General features: G+C 72.0%; 22 protein-coding genes. 9 read left to right on the top strand and 13 right to left on the bottom strand.

Annotation, left to right across the window (positions count from 1 at the left end; all coding sequences use genetic code 11):
* Positions 1–5 precede the first annotated feature (5 nt).
* Positions 6–773 (bottom strand): trans-aconitate 2-methyltransferase, encoded by a 768-nt coding sequence (locus FBY22_RS03420; protein ID WP_174267183.1) that lies wholly within the window; start codon positions 771–773, stop codon positions 6–8.
* A 122-nt stretch (positions 774–895) separates the two neighbouring features.
* On the opposite strand from FBY22_RS03420, the gene FBY22_RS03415 reads away from it, so the two are divergent.
* Positions 896–1,525: a CGNR zinc finger domain-containing protein gene (locus FBY22_RS03415; protein WP_142142412.1), complete on the top strand. Its 630-nt coding sequence runs from the start codon at positions 896–898 to the stop codon at positions 1,523–1,525.
* Here FBY22_RS03415 and sodX read toward each other — a convergent pair.
* The gene (gene sodX / locus FBY22_RS03410) at positions 1,429–1,863 is read right to left on the bottom strand and encodes a nickel-type superoxide dismutase maturation protease (RefSeq protein ID WP_142147322.1); all 435 of its coding nucleotides are present in this window, start codon (positions 1,861–1,863) and stop codon (positions 1,429–1,431) included. The genes FBY22_RS03415 and sodX overlap by 97 nt on opposite strands.
* 145 nt (positions 1,864–2,008) lie before the next feature.
* Here sodX and sodN point away from each other — a divergent pair, with 145 nt between their 5' ends.
* From sodN to FBY22_RS03395, 3 genes are all read left to right on the top strand, one after another.
* Complete coding sequence (sodN, locus tag FBY22_RS03405; protein ID WP_004983535.1) at positions 2,009–2,404, top strand: superoxide dismutase, Ni; 396 nt, start codon at positions 2,009–2,011, stop codon at positions 2,402–2,404.
* Between the two features lie 139 nt (positions 2,405–2,543).
* Positions 2,544–2,936: a helix-turn-helix transcriptional regulator gene (locus tag FBY22_RS03400; protein WP_142142411.1), complete on the top strand. Its 393-nt coding sequence runs from the start codon at positions 2,544–2,546 to the stop codon at positions 2,934–2,936.
* Between the two features lie 27 nt (positions 2,937–2,963).
* A complete protein-coding gene (locus FBY22_RS03395; RefSeq protein WP_142142410.1) occupies positions 2,964–3,377 on the top strand; it encodes a VOC family protein in 414 nt (137 codons plus the stop codon).
* On the opposite strand, the gene FBY22_RS03390 is transcribed toward FBY22_RS03395, so the two are convergent.
* The 9 genes from FBY22_RS03390 to FBY22_RS03350 all read right to left on the bottom strand — a co-directional run bounded on the left by FBY22_RS03390 (position 3,374) and on the right by FBY22_RS03350 (position 9,909).
* Complete coding sequence (locus FBY22_RS03390; protein WP_142142409.1) at positions 3,374–3,601, bottom strand: hypothetical protein; 228 nt, start codon at positions 3,599–3,601, stop codon at positions 3,374–3,376. The genes FBY22_RS03395 and FBY22_RS03390 overlap by 4 nt on opposite strands.
* Positions 3,598–3,915, bottom strand: a complete 318-nt coding sequence (locus FBY22_RS03385; protein WP_142142408.1) for a DUF952 domain-containing protein — start codon at positions 3,913–3,915, stop codon at positions 3,598–3,600. Before FBY22_RS03385 ends, FBY22_RS03390 begins: the two co-directional genes overlap by 4 nt.
* Positions 3,916–3,924: 9 nt before the next feature.
* Positions 3,925–5,127, bottom strand: coding sequence for an RNA polymerase sigma factor (locus FBY22_RS03380; protein ID WP_142142407.1), 1,203 nt, complete (start codon positions 5,125–5,127; stop codon positions 3,925–3,927).
* 5 nt (positions 5,128–5,132) lie between these two features.
* A complete protein-coding gene (locus FBY22_RS03375; RefSeq protein WP_142142406.1) occupies positions 5,133–5,546 on the bottom strand; it encodes a YciI family protein in 414 nt (137 codons plus the stop codon).
* Between the two features lie 87 nt (positions 5,547–5,633).
* Positions 5,634–5,828 (bottom strand): hypothetical protein, encoded by a 195-nt coding sequence (locus FBY22_RS03370; protein ID WP_142142405.1) that lies wholly within the window; start codon positions 5,826–5,828, stop codon positions 5,634–5,636.
* A gap of 18 nt (positions 5,829–5,846) precedes the next feature.
* Complete coding sequence (locus FBY22_RS03365) at positions 5,847–6,431, bottom strand: dihydrofolate reductase family protein (protein ID WP_142142404.1); 585 nt, start codon at positions 6,429–6,431, stop codon at positions 5,847–5,849.
* A 24-nt stretch (positions 6,432–6,455) separates the two neighbouring features.
* A complete protein-coding gene (locus FBY22_RS03360; RefSeq protein WP_142142403.1) occupies positions 6,456–7,052 on the bottom strand; it encodes a GNAT family N-acetyltransferase in 597 nt (198 codons plus the stop codon).
* A gap of 215 nt (positions 7,053–7,267) precedes the next feature.
* Positions 7,268–8,389 (bottom strand): family 2 encapsulin nanocompartment cargo protein polyprenyl transferase, encoded by a 1,122-nt coding sequence (locus FBY22_RS03355; RefSeq protein WP_142142402.1) that lies wholly within the window; start codon positions 8,387–8,389, stop codon positions 7,268–7,270.
* Between the two features lie 113 nt (positions 8,390–8,502).
* Entirely contained in the window at positions 8,503–9,909 is a 1,407-nt protein-coding gene (locus FBY22_RS03350) for a family 2B encapsulin nanocompartment shell protein (RefSeq protein WP_142142401.1), read from the bottom strand.
* Positions 9,910–10,205: 296 nt separating this feature from the next.
* Between FBY22_RS03350 and FBY22_RS03345 the strand changes: the two genes are divergently transcribed.
* Together FBY22_RS03345 and FBY22_RS03340 are read left to right on the top strand one after the other, a co-directional pair.
* Positions 10,206–10,796 carry an N-acetylmuramoyl-L-alanine amidase gene (locus tag FBY22_RS03345; RefSeq protein WP_142142400.1) on the top strand — a complete coding sequence of 197 codons (591 nt, stop codon included), beginning with the start codon at positions 10,206–10,208 and terminating at the stop codon, positions 10,794–10,796.
* A gap of 22 nt (positions 10,797–10,818) precedes the next feature.
* The gene (locus FBY22_RS03340) at positions 10,819–11,712 is read left to right on the top strand and encodes a 1-aminocyclopropane-1-carboxylate deaminase/D-cysteine desulfhydrase (RefSeq protein WP_142142399.1); all 894 of its coding nucleotides are present in this window, start codon (positions 10,819–10,821) and stop codon (positions 11,710–11,712) included.
* Between the two features lie 161 nt (positions 11,713–11,873).
* Here FBY22_RS03340 and FBY22_RS03335 read toward each other — a convergent pair whose 3' ends face one another.
* Entirely contained in the window at positions 11,874–13,478 is a 1,605-nt protein-coding gene (locus tag FBY22_RS03335) for a Na+/H+ antiporter (RefSeq protein ID WP_142142398.1), read from the bottom strand.
* Between the two features lie 86 nt (positions 13,479–13,564).
* On the opposite strand from FBY22_RS03335, the gene FBY22_RS03330 reads away from it, so the two are divergent.
* The 3 genes from FBY22_RS03330 to FBY22_RS03320 all read left to right on the top strand — a co-directional run bounded on the left by FBY22_RS03330 (position 13,565) and on the right by FBY22_RS03320 (position 15,653).
* Positions 13,565–13,825, top strand: coding sequence for a UBP-type zinc finger domain-containing protein (locus tag FBY22_RS03330; RefSeq protein ID WP_142142397.1), 261 nt, complete (start codon positions 13,565–13,567; stop codon positions 13,823–13,825).
* A gap of 269 nt (positions 13,826–14,094) precedes the next feature.
* Positions 14,095–14,508: an anti-sigma regulatory factor gene (locus FBY22_RS03325; RefSeq protein WP_004925829.1), complete on the top strand. Its 414-nt coding sequence runs from the start codon at positions 14,095–14,097 to the stop codon at positions 14,506–14,508.
* On the top strand, positions 14,505–15,653 hold the full coding sequence (locus FBY22_RS03320; RefSeq protein WP_142142396.1) for an RNA polymerase sigma factor SigF: 1,149 nt from the start codon (positions 14,505–14,507) through the stop codon (positions 15,651–15,653). Before FBY22_RS03325 ends, FBY22_RS03320 begins: the two co-directional genes overlap by 4 nt.
* 27 nt (positions 15,654–15,680) lie before the next feature.
* On the opposite strand, the gene FBY22_RS03315 is transcribed toward FBY22_RS03320, so the two are convergent.
* A complete protein-coding gene (locus FBY22_RS03315; RefSeq protein WP_142142395.1) occupies positions 15,681–16,130 on the bottom strand; it encodes a hypothetical protein in 450 nt (149 codons plus the stop codon).
* Positions 16,131–16,160: the final 30 nt, after the last annotated feature.

Below are 16,160 nucleotides of genomic sequence, written 5' to 3'. Positions count from 1 at the left end.
TGGGGCTACTTCAGCGCCAGCAGCAACGTGTCCGAAGGTGAGCACCACACCGCCCGGGCCTCGTCGAAGCCGTGGGTGAGGAGGGTGCGGGCGTGCCAGGACGCGGGCGGCATGTCGCCGTCGGCGTGGGCGCCGTAGATCTCGAAGCGGCGGGCTGTCGGGGTGACCAGGACCGGGTCCTTGGCGGCCCGGGTCCACCACTCGGCCCAGTCGAGGGCGCCGTCGGTCTGGGCGCGGCCCATGCGGGCGTGGCGCTGGATGCGTTCGGCCGCGTTGATGCGGGGTGTGGTGTCGTCGGGCATGTGGTCGGCGTTCATGAACACGCCGCCGTGCCGGACCAGTCCGGCGAGCCGGCCGTAGAGGTCGTCGAGGGCGTCGGTGCGCAGCCAGTGCAGGGCGGTGGCGGTGAGGACCGCGTCGTAGGTGTCGTACGGCAGGAGCGCGGGCCAGTCGGGGTCCTTGAGGTCGGCCTCGACGAAGCCCACCGGCTCGTCGCCCTCGAAGGTGCCGCGCGCGATGGTGAGCAGGGTGGGGTCGAGGTCGATTCCGGTGCTGGTGGCGTCGGGGAAGCGGTCGAGCAGGCGGGCGGTGATGCTGCCGGTGCCGCAGGCGAGGTCGAGGACGCGCGGCTCGGTGCCGACGAAGGCTTCGACCATGTCGAGCATGACGCGGAACCGCTCCTCGCGGTCCGGCATGTACCACTCCTGCTGGCGGTCCCACGACTGCTGGTACCCCAGCGCCCAGGCACGCCCGCCGGTGTCCGTCCCGTCCATCGCGTTCGTCGCCCCGGACGTCATCGCTGCCCCTCCACCGTCTACGTCGTAATACCCTGGAAGCACGATCGTCTGTTACCGACCGCATCCACGACCATAGAGCGCCTGCGTAAGGACCACAAGTGGAACTGGCCTATTACTCGGACTACGCCGTACGGCTCGTCAACAGCGAGGAGCCCAAGCGGGGCAAGGACGTGCTCACCTCGGTGGAGGCGGTCCGTGACCTCTTCGGCACGAACAAGGAGGCGGCCCGGCGCGCGACGGACGCGGACGTGACGCGTTTCCGCTCGGTCCGGGCGCGGCTGCGGGCGGTCTTCGAGGCGGCCGACAGCGGTGACGAGACGCTGGCGGTGAACCTGCTGAACTCGCTGCTCCTGGAGTTCCCCGTCAGCCCCCAGATCTCGGGGCACAACTTCCGCGACGACGACGGCCGGCCCCTGTGGCACATGCACCTGGCCGACCATCCGTCGAACGCGACCGCGGGCTTCGCGGCCATCGCGGCGATGGGCCTGGCGTTCCATCTGACCGAGTACGGCGTCGACCGCCTGGGGCTGTGCGAGGCGGCGCCGTGCCGCAACGCCTACCTCGACACCTCGACGAACCGCTCCCGCCGCTACTGCTCCGACCGCTGCGCCACCCGGGCGAACGTGGCCGCCTACCGGGCCCGCAAGCGCCTGGAGGCCGACCGGTCGGAGACGACGGGCCACGCAGCCGACAGCGCCCAGCGCGCCAGCGCGAACGGCGAGCGCTGACCGGCCTTCAGCGGCCGGTACCGGAAGCGGACCCTGCCCAGTACCAGGTCCTCCGGGACGGTCCCGTAGTCCGTGCTGTCGCCACCCGCGTAGGGGTTGTCGCCGAGCACCCACCAGCCGCCCTCGCGGCGCTCGGCGGCCCGCTTGACGACCAACAGGTCCTGCTGGAAGGGGTGCCTCAGTACGACGACGTCACCGGGCCGGATCCGGGCGCCGTACTGCACCACGAGGCGGTCCCCGTGGTGCAGCGTGGGCACCATGGACGGTCCGGTCACCTCCGCCACCCCGAAGGGCAGCAGCGCCCGTCCGCGCTCGACGTCCTGCGACAGCTCCGGCATCCCCGGCACCTCCCCGGTCCGATCCTCCACCAGTCTCAGTCTCACCCTGGACTTTTGTCCTAAGCCCATGGGGGCACTCGCGGATTAGCCTCTCCCAGGGAGTAATGTCGCACCTGAGAAGACGATCACGAGGAAGGAACGCTTCATGCTTTCCCGCCTGTTTGCCCCCAAGGTCAAGGTCAGCGCGCACTGTGACCTGCCCTGCGGCGTGTACGACCCGGCCCAGGCCCGCATCGAGGCGGAGTCCGTGAAGGCCGTCCAGGAGAAGATGGCCGGCAACGACGACCCGCACTTCCAGGCGCGTGCCACCGTCATCAAGGAGCAGCGTGCCGAGCTCGCGAAGCACCACGTCTCCGTGCTCTGGAGCGACTACTTCAAGCCCCCGCACTTCGAGAAGTACCCGGAGCTGCACCAGCTGGTCAACGACACCCTGAAGGCCCTCTCGGCCGCCAAGGCGTCCACCGACCCGGCCACCGGCCAGAAGGCTCTGGACTACATCGCCCAGATCGACAAGATCTTCTGGGAGACCAAGAAGGCCTGACGAGCTTCCCGTTCGTGGGACCGGCGATCGGTGCACCATCGCGGGTCCACGGGCTTCCCGAAGGGGTCCGGCCGGTTCTCCGGCCGGACCCCTTCGGCGTTCCCCGCCCGGCCGGTGAGGATCGTGCGATGCTGACGTGGTGAACCGTGAGGATCTGGTACGGCTGCGCCGGGCGCGTGACCGCATGGACCGCGAGTACGCCGAGCCCCTCGACGTGGCCGCCCTCGCGCGCACCGCCCTGATGTCGCCGGGCCACTTCCAGCGCAGCTTCCGCGAGGCCTACGGCGAGACGCCGTACGGCTATCTGATGACCCGTCGCGTCGAGCGCGCCAAGCTCCTGCTGCGCGGCGGCGGCCTCACCGTCACCGAGGTCTGCATGGCGGTCGGCTGCACCTCGCTGGGCTCCTTCAGCGCCCGCTTCACCGAGTTGGTGGGCGAGACGCCCAGTTCCTACCGGGCCCGTTCGCACGAGGAGAGCGCGGAGATCCCGCCTTGCGTGGTGCGCGCGTACACGCGTCCGCGACGGACGTGACGCCGGTTGTCGACTTAGGTTGGAGCCATGGACCTGAAACTGCACAATTGTTTCATCGCCGTCGACGACCACGACAAGGCGATCGCCTTCTACTGCGACGTCCTGGGCCTGGAGATCCGCAACGACGTGAAGTACGAGGGCATGCGCTGGACGACCGTCGGCCCGCCGCTGCAGCCCGACGTGTCGATCGTCCTGGAGCCGCCCGCGGCCAACCCCGACCTCTCGCCCGCCGACCGGGAGGTGATGGAGCAGCTGCTGGCCAAGGGCGTGCTGCGCGGGGTCAACTTCACCACCGAGGACTGCGACGCCCTCTTCGCCCGCGTCGAGGCCTCCGGCGCCGAGGTGATCCAGGAACCGACGGACATGCCGTACGGGGTCCGCGACTGCGCGTTCCGCGACCCGGCGGGAAACATGCTGCGGTTCATGCAACGCAAGGGCTAGGGCCCCAGCGTCGCCCAGGCGCACACCACGACCGTGTGGCCCTCTCCGTCCGGGCAGTCGCGGGGCGCGGGCTGGTCCGAGGGCGGCGCGTTCTCCCAGCGGGTGGGGGGCGGCGGCGCGGCGGAATCCTGCAGCCACAGGGTGAGCAGCCCTGCGACGACCACCGTGACGGCCCACGCGATCACCAGCCGTCGCCAGATACGGCGGCGCGATAAGCCGGTCATGCCCAGGGCTCCACGGCCACGACGGCGGTCACCGGTATCGGCCCGTAGACGTGCGGGAACTCCTCGCCGCCGGGCTTGTTCGCCTCGTACTTCACGGGTACGTCGAGGCGGTCGGGGTCGATGACCAGGACCACCAGGTCGTCGAGGCCGGCGAAGAAGCGGCGGGCGGTCACCGGGAGTTGGGCGCGGGTGGAGCAGTGGACGAAGCCCTCCTGGCCGAGGGTGCGGCCGCGGGTGGACATCTCGTAGGCGCCGGTCGCGCGGGCGGCCTCCCACAAGGAGCGTTCGGTGAGGTGGAGGATGCGGTCGCTCATGGGGACACGTTACGGCGCCCGACGCGCCGCCCGCTGCCGCAGGTAGCGCTGCTCGGGCAGGCTGAGGGTCTTCGCGGCCGCCGCCTCGTAGGCCGCCCGGGCCTCCTCGTGGGCGCCCGCCCGCTCCAGCAGGTGGCCGCGGACGGCGTCCAGGCGGTGACCGGGGGCGGGCCCCAGCAGGGCCAGCTCGGCGAGCCCGGCGCAGGGTCCGTCGACCATGGCGAGCGCCACGGCCCGGTTGAGGCGTTCGACGGGGCCCGGAACCTGGCGGACCAGCACCTCGTACAGGCCCAGGATCTCCTGCCAGTCGGTCGCCTCGGCGGTGGGCGCCTCATCGTGCACGGCGGCTATGGCGGCCCTCAGCGCGTAGGGGCCGGCGCGGCCCCGGGACAGGGCCCGCGTGACCAGCGCGACGCCTTCCGCGACGGCCGCCCGGTCCCAGCGGGACCGGTCCTGCTCGTCGAGGGGGACGAGTTCGCCGTGCGGTCCTGTGCGGGCGTCGCGGCGGGCGTCGGTGAGCAGCACCAGGGCGAGCAGGCCGGCCACCTCGCCGTCCTCGGGCAGCAGCCGGTGGACGGCACGGGTCAGGCGGATCGCCTCGCCGGCCAGGTCACGGCGCTGAAGAGCGGCGCCGGAGGTGGCCGTGTAGCCCTCGTTGAAGATCAGGTAGAGGGTGTGCAGCACGGCCGGAAGGCGGCTCTCCCAGTTCTCCGGCCGGCCGAAGCGCACGCCCCGCACCTTCTGCTTGGCCCGGCTGATCCGCTGGGCCATGGTCGCCTCGGGCACGAGGTGTGCGCGGGCGATCTCCGCGGTCGTCAGGCCGCCGACCGCGCGCAGGGTGAGCGCGATCCGGGCGGGCGGGGTCAGGTCCGGATGGCAGCACAGGAACAGCAGGCTGAGGGTGTCGTCCTCGCGGGGCGCCCGGTCCGCGCCGGACACCCGCAGGCTCAGCGCGGCCGCCCGCTCCTCCCGCGCCCGCCGCGCCTCGTCGGCGCGCAGGGCGTCCGTCAGCCGCCGCGAGGCCACCTTGATCAGCCAGCCGCGCGGGTTGTCCGGCACGCCCGCCGAGGGCCACTGTCCGGCCGCCGCGAGCAGCGCCTCCTGTACGGCGTCCTCGGCGGCGTCGAAGTGGCCGTACCGTCTGACCAGCGCGCCGAGGACCTGCGGGGCGTGGGTGCGCAGCAGGTCCTCGACGTCGGTGGCGGCCCGCACCGTGTTCAGACGTCCGCGGAGGGGCTGTCGATGGGCCGGATCACGACCGGGTAGCCGGGCGCGCCGGCCGGCTGGGGGCACTGCAGGACGCGTTCGGCGATCTCGGTGACGCGCTCCAGACTCGCGCAGTCCAGGACCCAGTAGCCGGCCAGCAGTTCCTTGGTCTCCCCGTACGGGCCGTCGGTGATCACCGGCTTGCCGTCGTCGTCCAGGCCGACCAGCCGGGTCCTGGCCGGCTCGACGAGGCCCTGCGCGTCGACCAGTTCGCCGGTCTCGGCGAGGTCGTCGGTGAGGGAGCCCATGAACGCGTACATCGCCTGGATCTCCTCCTGGCTCCAGGCCGGAGAGGTCGCGTTGCCGTTGCCGCGCATGGCCTCATAGTCCGCCTGTGTGCACTGGACCATGACCAGGTACTTCATGACTTCGCTCCTTCGGCCGGTGCCGCCCGCGGTGGGCGGCCTGCACAGGGGACGTCGGAGCCGGCCCGCGATTCTCGACACGGGTTCTCAGGATTCTTCGGAGACCGTTCTGCCGGGTTCCCCGCGGGGCGCGGGGCCCCCGGGGACGTACGCCTCGCACTCGGGGTTGCGGCAGGGGCCCGGCGCCCACACCGGGACCCAGGCGCCGAGCGTCTTGTGTCGCTTGACGACGGTCTCCACGGGCTGTCCGCAGACGGGACAGACCTGGTCCGAGCTGTCCATGTCCTCAGGGTAGGCCGGTCACCGCTTGCGCGCGTAGGTACGCACCAGGACGCCGTTGCCGAAGGAGCGCACCGACTCGAGCGTGAAGTCGGCGACGGCGAAGCCGCTGCCGAACATCGGCATGCCCGAGCCATAGATCTGCGGGTAGGTCTTGACGACCAACTCGTCGATCTCGTCGACGAGTTCTCCGGCGAGCCGGGAGCCGCCGCACAGCCAGATGCCGAGCCCGCCCTCCTCCGCCTTGAGCTCGCGGACCCTGCCGACCAGGTCCTCCGCGATGATCTCCACGTGCGGGTCGGGCGACTGGGTGAGGCTGCGGGAGGCGACGTACTCGCGCATGTGCCCGTAGGGGCTGGTGATCCCGGCGTCCAGGGCGAGCTGGTAGCTGGCCCGGCCCTGGATCACGGTGTCGAAGCGGAGGTTCTCGGCCTTCTCGATGCCCAGCGGCTCACGGGCGTGGGCCGCGATGGTCTCCGGGTACGTGGAGGTGAGGTGGGCGAGGAACTCCTCGTCGAGGAACGCGAACATCGACGAGGCGTCGCCGGCCGGGTCGCCGATGAAACCGTCGATGGAGCAGGCTATGAAGTAGGTGAGCTTGCGCAAGCCGATCTTCTTCCGTCGGGGTTCTCAGGGGGTACGGGGTTCGCGCCACATCGGCCACATGCTGGGGCCGTCGGGAAGATCGAGGGGGGCGCCGGCGGGCGTGAAGCCGAGGCGCTCGTACAGGGCGCGGCTGCGGGCGCTGCTGGCCTCCAGGTAGGCGGGGAGGTTCTCGCGGTCGCAGCGGTCGAGGACGTGCCGGAGCAGCGCGGTGCCCAGGCCCTCGCCCTGCCGGCCGGGCTCCACGCCGATCATCCACAGGTACTCGTGGGCGCGGCCCGCGGGGTGGATGTCCGCCGTCAGCCGGCCGATCAGTTCGACGCGCTCGTTGTCGGGGTCGACGGCGTTCCGCAGCTTTTTCGCGCCGTCGGCGTCGGGTTCGTGCGCTTCGGCGGGCACCGGCAGCCACAGCGCGCACGCGCTGCCGTCCTCGGAGACGTCGATGCGCCCCTCCGCGAGCACGATCCCGGTGAAGGCGGCCATCAGCCGGTGGTGCGTCGTACGGCGGTATCCGTCGCCCGGGAACACCCAGGCGCTGACCGGATCGTCCTGGAAGGCCTCGTCCAGCAGCCGGACGACCATGTCTCGGTCGCCCTCGTCCGCCGTCCGGATCGCCACACCCATGCGCCGCCCCTCCGTCTCAACCGACCTTGATCGCACGGGGGTTGAGCCTATCCGGAAGGCGGGAGAAGCACGGTGGAAAGAAGCCACGGAGGGGATGACGGGTCCCGCACACCGTGGGGATGTGCGGGACCCGCCGGCCGGAGCCCTCGGCGGCCGTACGGGGTCAGGAGCCGTACGGCCGGGCCGGTGGGCCCCGGGGTCATCGGGCGGTCCGGTCAGCCGGTGCGCCGCGTCACGAACTCCGCGAGCGCCAGCAGCCCGCCCGCCGCCTCCGGGTCGGGGACCGCGCGGGACAGTTCGTCCATCGCGCGGGCCATCCGGTCGGCGGCCTCGTCCTGCGCCCAGTCCCGCCCGCCGGCCCGTTCGACGGCCAGGGCGGTGCGCGCGACGTCCTCCTTCTCGTACGGCGCCGCGTACAGCTCGGCGAGTTCGGCGGCCGCCGGTGTGCCCGAGGTCAGGGCGGCGACCACCGGCAGGGACTTCTTGCGGGCCGCCAGGTCGGCGCCGGCCGGTTTGCCGGTGCGGTGCGGGTCGCCCCATATGCCGATGACGTCGTCGATGAGCTGGAAGGCGAGCCCGGCCTGGCGGCCGAACGCGTCCAGCGCCTCGACGTCCTCGTCCCCGGCGCCCGCGTACAGCGCGCCGAGCGCACAGGCGCACCCCAGCAGCGCGCCGGTCTTGGCCTCGGCCATGGTCAGCACCTCGTCGAGGCGGACCTCGCCGGGCCGGCGCCGCTCCAGTGCCGTGTCCGTGTGCTGTCCGGCGCACAGCTCGACCACGCAGGCCGCGAGCCGGGCCGCGGCCGCGGGGGCCGCCGGGTGCGGGTCCTGGGCGAGCAGCCCGAGGGCCAGTGCCTGCAGGGCGTCGCCGGCGAGGATGGCGTCGGCGTCGCCGAACACGGTCCACGCGGTGGGCCGGTGGCGGCGGGTGGTGTCGCGGTCCATCACGTCGTCGTGCAGCAGCGTGAAGTTGTGCACCAGTTCCACCGCGGCGGCCGCCCGTAGGGCCGCGCCGGCCGCCGCCGGTCCGCCGAGCGCGGTGGCCGCGGTGAGGACGAGCGCGGGGCGTATCGCCTTGCCGGCGTTGCCGGCCGCCGGTGTCCCGTCGGCGCGCTCCCAGCCGAAGTGGTAGAGCGCGATCCGCCGCATGGAGCCGGGCAACGAGTCGATGGCGGCGCGCAGTTCGGGGTCGACCGAGGCCCTGGTGCGCTCCAGGATCACCGTCGCCTCGTGACCGTCGGGCGCCACCGGTCCCACGGGGCAGCGGCGCACCGCCGGGTCGCTCTCTCCCGCGTCGTCGCGGCGGTGCTTGGTCTCCGCCAGGGACTCGGCGGTCATGGGCTCCCCCTCGGTCGGTCCGCGGACGGCGGCTTCTGGGCTCCGGCCGGGCGCATACGACCGAGGTCTACCCGTCCGGCCGGGCGGGGACACCGCCTCCAGATGGCCAAACGTCACCTCCACCGGCCGATCTCGACGTTCTCCAGGACGCCGAGCGCGTCCGGGACGAGGACCGCGGCCGAGTAGTAGGCCGTCACCAGGTACTTGATGACGGCCTGTTCGTTGATGCCCATGAAGCGCACGGACAGGCTCGGCTCGATCTCGTCCGGGATGCCGGCCTGTTGCAGGCCGACGACGCCCTGCTCGGCCTCGCCGGTACGCATGGCGATGATCGAGCTGGTACGGGCCTCGGTGACGGGGATCTTGTTGCACGGGTAGATCGGCACACCCCGCCAGGTGGGGATGCGGTTGCCGGCCACCTCGATGGTCTCCGGGACCAGTCCGCGCTTGTTGAACTCGCGGCCGATCGCGGAGATCGCGCGCGGGTGCGCCAGCATGAACTTGGTGCCGCGCCGCCGGCTGAGCAGCTCGTCCAGGTCGTCGGGGCTGGGCACCCCGTCGTGCGGCTGCAGCCGCTGGTCGTACTCGCAGGCGTGCAGCAGCCCGAACTCCCGGTTGTTGACCAGCTCGTGCTCCTGGCGCTCCTTCAACGCCTCCACGGTCAGCCTCAGTTGCTGCTCGGTCTGGTTCATCGGCTGGTTGTAGAGGTCGGCCACGCGCGTGTGGATGCGCAGCACGGTCTGGGCGACGCTCAGTTCGTACTCGCGGGGCCGGGCCTCGTAGTCGACGAAAGTGTGCGGGATGTCCGGCTCGCCGGAGTGGCCGGCCGCGACCTCGATCTCCTTCTCGCCGTACCTGTTGGTGCTCTGCTCGGGAATCGAGCGCAGCCGCTGCAGGTGCTCGCGCAGGGACTCGGCGCGCTCCGCGACCTGCTCGACGTCCCGGCGGGACAGGATCAGCACGGTGCAGGCGGTGGCCGCGCGGGCCGTGTACTCCCAGATGGCGTCGGGGTCCAGCAGGGCGGCCTCGCCGAGGTAGGAGCCGTCGCCGAGGACGCCGAGGACCGCGTCGTCGCCGTAGGGGCCCGTGCCGACCTTCTCGACCCTGCCGTGTGCCAGCAGGTAGACCTCGTCGGTCTGGCTGCCGAAGGAGGCGATCACCGATCCGGGCGTGTACTCCTGCTGCCGGCAGCGCTGGGCGAGCTCGGACAGCACCTCCTCGTCCTCGTACGAGCGCAGCGCGGGCAGCTCGCCCAGTTCGGCGGGGATGACCTCGACCCGGTCGCCAGTCTTCACGAACGTGATGCGGCCGTCCCCCACGGCATAGGTCAGTCGCCGGTTCACGCGGTACGTGCCGCCCTGCACGTTCACCCATGGCAGCATGCGCAGCAGCCAGCGGGAGCTGATCTCCTGCATCTGCGGCGCGGACTTGGTCGTGGTGGCCAGGTTCCGCGCGGCGGCGGTGCCGAGACTCTGCTGCGGCCTGCCCTGTTCCGTACGGACCTCTTCGCCTACCGACATATGAGAATTGCCCTCCCGGTCATGGGCGGCGGTCGAACCGCACCGCCCATCGCGATCTGCGTGGACCAGGCTTCCATCACGGAGCGTGTCGGTGCTATTACCCGAAAGAGCGGGAATGGATCACCGGACGCTTGGGCAGACACGCGGCCGGTGTACAGCCGGCCGGGAGTGCCGGGTGTCCGAAAAGCACCCCCTCGGTGCGAGCACGATGTGTAACTGACCGTGCACTGTCGGTAAAGAAGCGGCACGAGGAGGCCGCAACCGGCGGCCGTCAGCACGGCACGAAGGAGGCGGTCATGGCCTCACCCATGTCCGCGAGCAGTTTTCTGCACGCTCTCCGGGCGGAGGGCGTCACCGTCGTCGAGGTCGGCGACTGGGCCCATCACAACCGCAATCACAAGGGTCCGTGGGGCCCGGTCCACGGCGTGATGATCCACCACACGGCGTCCAGCGGCAGCGAGCGGACGGTGGAGATGTGCCGGGACGGCTACGCGGGCCTGCCCGGCCCGCTGTGCCACGGCGTGATCACCAAGGACGGCACGGTCCACCTGGTCGGCTACGGCCGCGCCAACCACGCGGGCCTCGGCGACGACGACGTGCTGCGCGCGGTGATCGCCGAGAAGGCACTGCCGCCGGACAACGAGGCCGACACGGACGGCAACCGGTACTTCTACGGCTTCGAGTGCGAGAACCTGGGCGACGGCGAGGACCCCTGGCCGCAGGCGCAGTTGGAGGCCATCGAGAAGGCGGCGGCCGCGGTGTGCCGGCATCACGGGTGGACCGAGCGGTCGGTCATCGGGCACCGGGAGTGGCAGCCGGGGAAGGTGGATCCGAAGGGGTTCACGATGACCTGGCTGAGGGAGCGGATCCGGGAGCGCCTGAAGTGACGCCCCAGGTCACAATGGTCGGGTGACCGGCCTCGACACCCTGCGCCCCCGCCTCCCCTCCCCCGTGCAGGAGTTGTCGGACCCGCGCTTCGCCCGCCACGGCGTGCGCCTCCTCCTCAAGCGCGACGACCTCATCCACCCGGACCTGGTCGGCAACAAGTGGCGCAAGCTCGCGCCGAACCTGGAGGCCGCGGCCGGCCGGACGCTGGTCACCTTCGGCGGGGCCTACTCCAACCATCTGCGGGCCACGGCCGCGGCCGGGCGCCTCCTCGGGCTGCCGACCGTCGGCGTGGTCCGCGGCCAGGAGCTCGCCGGCCGGCCCCTCAACCCGTCCCTGGCCCGGTGCGCGGCCGACGGCATGCGGTTGCACTTCGTCGACCGGTCGACGTACCGCCGCAAGACCGAGCCGGACACCCTCGCGCGCGTGCTGGGCGCGGTCGGCGTACGGGAGGCGTACGTCGTCCCGGAGGGCGGCAGCAACGCGGCGGCCGTACGCGCCTGCCGGGCACTGGGCGAGGAACTGGGCGGTCACGCCGACGTCGTCGGCGTCGCCTGCGGTACCGGTGGCACGCTGGCCGGGCTCGCCGCCGGACTGGCGCCCGGCCGGCGGGCCCTCGGCATACCGGTCCTCAAGGGCGGCTTCCTGACCGACGACATACAACGGCTCCAGGAGGAGGCGTTCGGCGGCCCGCGCGGCGGCTGGCACCTGGACGACCGTTTCCACTTCGGCGGCTACGCGCGCGTGCCCGCCGCACTCGACGCCTTCGCCGAGGACTTCGAGCAGCGTCACGCAGTGCCGGTGGAGCGGCTGTATGTCGCCAAGTTGCTGTATGGACTTGTCGCCCTGGCGGAGGAGGGGGCGTTCGCCCGCGGGACGACCGTGGCGGCCGTGGTGACGGGTCGGCCTTTCCCGTAGGTGCCACCCCGGTCGTCCCGTAGCTGCCACCCCGGTCGTGGCGACAGGGCCGCGCCTTTCTCAGTGCCCTCCGGGGCCGCGGTGACCATGCGGCCCTTTCCCGGGTCCGTTTTTGGCCCCCTGATCACCGGCGGCCCCCTTTCCCGGGCGCCGTCCGCCGACTAGGCGCCGTCCACCGCCTCCCGGTAGGCCGCCGCCTCCTCCAGGTCCAGTCGGCGCAGCAGGGTTCGCAGCATCTCGTCGTCGATGTAGCGGCCGTCGCGGAGGCGGACGAACATCGCGCGCTCGGCGCCGATCATCTCCCTCGACAGGCGGCGGTAGGTGTCGTCGACGGACTCGCCGGTGATCGGGTTGGTCTGGCCGAGGCGTTCCCAGACGGCGTTGCGGCGGCGCTCCAGGACCTGGCGGAGGCGGTCGGCGAGGGGCGGCGGGAGGCTGTTGCGCTCGTCGGTGAGGAGTTCGTCGAGGCGCTGCTCGGCGACCCGGGAGGCCTGCGCCTGGGCGTTGGCCTCCGCGAGGGTCTCGGCCTGGGCGTCGCGGCCGGGGAAGTTCAGCAGGCGGATCACCGGGGCCAGGGTCAGGCCCTGCACGACCAGGGTGCCGATGACGGTGGTGAACGTCAGGAAGAGGATGAGGTTGCGCTGCGGGAACGGTTCGCCGCCGTGCACGGTGAGCGGGATGGAGAAGGCGATGGCCAGCGAGACCACGCCCCGCATGGCGGCCCAGGAGGTGACGATCGGACCTCTCCAGGTGGGGTTGTCCTCGCGTTCCCTGATCCGGGCCGACAGCATGCGGGGCACGAAGGTCCCCGGGTAGACCCAGACGAACCGGGCCGCGACGACCACCAGGAAGAGGGCGATCGCGTACCAGGCGGCGTCCACGCCCTCGTACTCCCCGAGGCCCCTGAGCACCACCGGCAGCTGCAGTCCGATGAGCGCGAAGACGGCCGACTCCAGGACGAACGCGACCATCTTCCACACCGCCTCCTCCTGGAGACGGGTGGCGAAGTCGACCTCCCACGCGCGGTGCCCGATGTAGAGGGCGACGACCACGACCGCGAGGACACCGGAGGCGTGCACCTGCTCGGCGACGGCGTAGGCGACGAACGGGATCAGCAGGGACATGGTGTTCTGCAGCAGCGCCTCCTTCACGTGCGTGCGCAGCCAGTGGATCGGCAGCATCAGCACCAGGCCGACCACGACGCCGCCGACCGCCGCCAGCAGGAACTCGCCGATCCCGCCGATCCATGACGCGCCCTCGCCGACGGCGGCCGCGACGGCGACCCGGTAGGCGGTGATCGCGGTGGCGTCGTTCAGCAGGGACTCGCCCTGCAGGATCGTGGTGATCCGGGAGGGCAGTCCGACCCGGCGGGCGACCGCGGCCGCGGCGACCGCGTCCGTCGGCGCCACGACCGCGCCGAGCGCCAGCGCCGCGGGCAGGGGCAGGCCGGGCACGATCTGGTAGGCGGCCCAGCCGACGACGAAGGTCGCGAAGAGCACGTACCCGACCGACAGCAGGGCCACCGGCCGCATCGAGGCACGCAGATCGAGGTACGAGCTCTCGACGCCCTCCTTGTGCAGCAGCGGGGGCAGCACCAGGGGCAGCACGATCTCGGGGTCGAGGGTGTAGTCCGGCATGCCCGGGATGCCCGAGACCACCAGCCCCACGGCGACGAGCACCAGCGGCGCCGGCACCGGGGTCCGCCGGGCCGCCGCCGCGACCGCGGTACTGCCCGCCACCAGCAACAGCAGTGGCATCACGTCCATGGCCCTCGCCCGCCCTCGTTCATCGTCGTCCGCCCGCCCTCGATTTTCCGCGCGGCCGTCCCCGCGGCCGTCGTAACCTGGCAATCATGAAACAGTGCACGCACGCCGACGCGCTGCCGCACCCGGAACCCGAGCCGCTGAGCGAGACGTGTCCGGAGTGTCTGCGGGACGGCACGCACCCGGTGCAGCTTCGGCTGTGCCTCACCTGCGGCCACGTCGGCTGCTGCGACTCCTCGCCCGGCCGGCACGCCACGGAACACCACAAGGACTCCGACCACCCGATCATGCGGACGTTCGAGCCCGGGGAGAACTGGCGTTGGTGCTTCGTGGACCATGTTCTCGTGTGACCCTGGAGGGCCGGGGACGGGCAACGTTCCGGACGGTTCGACCGTCTGACGTCTGGGTACGTCAACCCGGCGCGCGTTCTTCCCAATTGGAGCCGCACACCCCTAGACACGGAGCGTGTCCACAGTTTTACTGTGAGTGACGGCAAGGGGTTGGGGTCCTGGGGACAGGAAAGTTGAGAGCGCGATAGCGTCACCGCTGAAGCACACGTCGCGTTACCCCGGGGGGCGACCCTCGGCCCTGTAAAGCTTGTACCACCATGGAGGTGAGGGTGTCCCAGATCGCAGGCGAGCCCGCGACCCAGGACTTCGTGGAAGTCCGGCTGCCGGCCGCGGGTGCCTACCTGTCGGTGCTGCGTACGGCCACGGCCGGTCTCGCGGCCCGTTTGGACTTCACCCTCGACGAGATCGAGGACCTGCGCATCGCGGTGGACGAGGCCTGCGCGATCCTGCTCCAGCAGGCCGTGCCCGGCTCGGTGCTCAGCTGCGTCTTCCGGCTCGTCGACGACTCTCTCGAGGTCACCGTCTCGGCTCCGACCACGGACGGTCACGCCCCCTCGCGGGACACCTTCGCCTGGACCGTCCTGTCCGCTCTCGCGGGCAAGGTCTCCTCCGCCGTGGACGAGGACAAAACCGTTTCGATCAGCCTCTACAAACAGCGCGGCGCGGGACCCGGGCCGGCGTGAGGACAGGGGACGGGCCGGTGCGTGACGAAGAGCGCGGCACAAGGGAGCTGCCGGCCGAGGGCACGGGCGGCTCCCGCGGCACGGGCGACGCGGTCGAGGGCATGGCGGGCATTCCCGAGCAGGCCCGGCCGCACCCGGAGGACACCTCCCTCGCGGCCGGTCTCCTGGACGACGGGCAGTGGGATCGGGAAGGGGAAGGTGTCGCGCCGGGTACGCCCGCGGACGGGCCGACGGGGGTCACCCCGGCCCGACCGGCGGCGAGGGCTCGGCGAAGGACAACGGGCGGGACGATGAGCGAGCACGAGCGAGACGACCAGCAGGACGCGCAGAGCGTGCCGCGGGCCACGCAGCACGACGCGCAGAGCGTGCCGCGGGCCACGCAGCACGACGCACAGGACCGCAGCGGGGCGCGCGCCATGTTCGTCGAACTGCGGGGACTGCAGGACGGCAGCCCGGAATACGCGGAACTGCGCAACCGGCTGGTCCGGATGCACCTGCCGCTCGTCGAGCACCTCGCGCGCCGCTTCCGCAACCGCGGCGAGCCGCTGGACGACCTCACCCAGGTCGCCACCATCGGTCTGATCAAGTCCGTCGACCGTTTCGACCCGGACCGCGGCGTGGAGTTCTCCACGTACGCGACGCCCACGGTCGTCGGCGAGATCAAGCGGCACTTCCGCGACAAGGGCTGGGCGGTCCGCGTGCCGCGCCGCCTGCAGGAGCTGCGCCTGGCGCTGACCACGGCGACCGCGGAGCTCTCCCAGCAGCACGGCCGCTCCCCCACGGTCCACGAGCTCGCCGAGAAGCTCGCCATCTCGGAGGAGGAGGTCCTGGAGGGCCTGGAGTCCGCCAACGCGTACTCCACGCTGTCCCTGGACGTCCCCGACACCGACGACGAGTCCCCGGCGGTCGCGGACACCCTCGGCGCGGAGGACGAGGCGCTGGAGGGCGTCGAGTACCGCGAGTCCCTCAAGCCGCTGCTGGAGGACCTGCCGCCCCGGGAGAAGCGGATCCTTCTGCTGCGCTTCTTCGGCAACATGACCCAGTCGCAGATCGCGCAGGAGGTCGGCATCTCGCAGATGCACGTCTCGCGCCTGCTGGCCCGCACGCTGGCCCAGCTGCGGGAGAAGCTCCTGGTGGAGGAGTAGCCCGACGGCGGCTACGGCGTCGTGGGACTACCGCTCGCCGTCCTGCGCGCGGCCCGGACCCTTGATCCCGAGGGCCTGGGTCGTCGCCGGGTTGACCAGCAGCACCAGGGCGGCGACGGCGACGACCGCCAGCGCGATCCCCGCCGGAATGGCCACGCTGTCGGCCTGCAGCAGGTTGTACGCCACCGGCAGCGCCATGATCTGCGTGATGACCGCCGGGCCCCGGCTCCAGCTCCTGCGCTTCAGCAGCCCGCGGGCGGCCAGCAGCGGCAGCAGGGCGAGGACGATCAGGGTGATGCCGCCGGTGACGGCGGAGCCGCGGTCGTCCGGGGCGCCCGCCAGACCCTCAACGAGCATCCAGACGCCGCCGACGACCAGCGCCAGCCCCTCCAGGGCGGCGAGCGCGGCCGCGTAGGCCAGGCGGCGCGGGCGGGGGCCGCTGTCTTCCTCGGTGGCGGGGGTCTGCTCAGTGGTCACCCCTGAAGGGTAGCTCCGGGGACGCGGGCC

Source organism: Streptomyces sp. SLBN-31 (assembly GCF_006715395.1).
Classification (GTDB): Bacteria; Actinomycetota; Actinomycetes; order Streptomycetales; family Streptomycetaceae; genus Streptomyces.
This window is presented reverse-complemented; position numbering and strand designations above follow the sequence as displayed.

What these genes read in the sequence shown, in the direction of transcription:
- sodX (WP_142147322.1), bottom strand. Translation starts at nt 1,863, where the DNA reads ATGCCGGAGCTGTCGCAGGACGTCGAGCGCGGACGGGCGCTGCTGCCC.
- FBY22_RS03420 (WP_174267183.1), bottom strand. Translation starts at nt 773, where the DNA reads ATGGACGGGACGGACACCGGCGGGCGTGCCTGGGCGCTGGGGTACCAG.
- FBY22_RS03370 (WP_142142405.1), bottom strand. Translation starts at nt 5,828, where the DNA reads ATGGACAGCTCGGACCAGGTCTGTCCCGTCTGCGGACAGCCCGTGGAG.
- FBY22_RS03350 (WP_142142401.1), bottom strand. Translation starts at nt 9,909, where the DNA reads ATGTCGGTAGGCGAAGAGGTCCGTACGGAACAGGGCAGGCCGCAGCAG.
- FBY22_RS03395 (WP_142142410.1), top strand. Translation starts at nt 2,964, where the DNA reads ATGGACCTGAAACTGCACAATTGTTTCATCGCCGTCGACGACCACGAC.
- sodN (WP_004983535.1), top strand. Translation starts at nt 2,009, where the DNA reads ATGCTTTCCCGCCTGTTTGCCCCCAAGGTCAAGGTCAGCGCGCACTGT.
- FBY22_RS03390 (WP_142142409.1), bottom strand. Translation starts at nt 3,601, where the DNA reads ATGACCGGCTTATCGCGCCGCCGTATCTGGCGACGGCTGGTGATCGCG.
- FBY22_RS03355 (WP_142142402.1), bottom strand. Translation starts at nt 8,389, where the DNA reads ATGACCGCCGAGTCCCTGGCGGAGACCAAGCACCGCCGCGACGACGCG.
- FBY22_RS03330 (WP_142142397.1), top strand. Translation starts at nt 13,565, where the DNA reads ATGAAACAGTGCACGCACGCCGACGCGCTGCCGCACCCGGAACCCGAG.
- FBY22_RS03360 (WP_142142403.1), bottom strand. Translation starts at nt 7,052, where the DNA reads ATGGGTGTGGCGATCCGGACGGCGGACGAGGGCGACCGAGACATGGTC.
- FBY22_RS03345 (WP_142142400.1), top strand. Translation starts at nt 10,206, where the DNA reads ATGGCCTCACCCATGTCCGCGAGCAGTTTTCTGCACGCTCTCCGGGCG.
- FBY22_RS03335 (WP_142142398.1), bottom strand. Translation starts at nt 13,478, where the DNA reads ATGGACGTGATGCCACTGCTGTTGCTGGTGGCGGGCAGTACCGCGGTC.
- FBY22_RS03385 (WP_142142408.1), bottom strand. Translation starts at nt 3,915, where the DNA reads ATGAGCGACCGCATCCTCCACCTCACCGAACGCTCCTTGTGGGAGGCC.
- FBY22_RS03375 (WP_142142406.1), bottom strand. Translation starts at nt 5,546, where the DNA reads ATGAAGTACCTGGTCATGGTCCAGTGCACACAGGCGGACTATGAGGCC.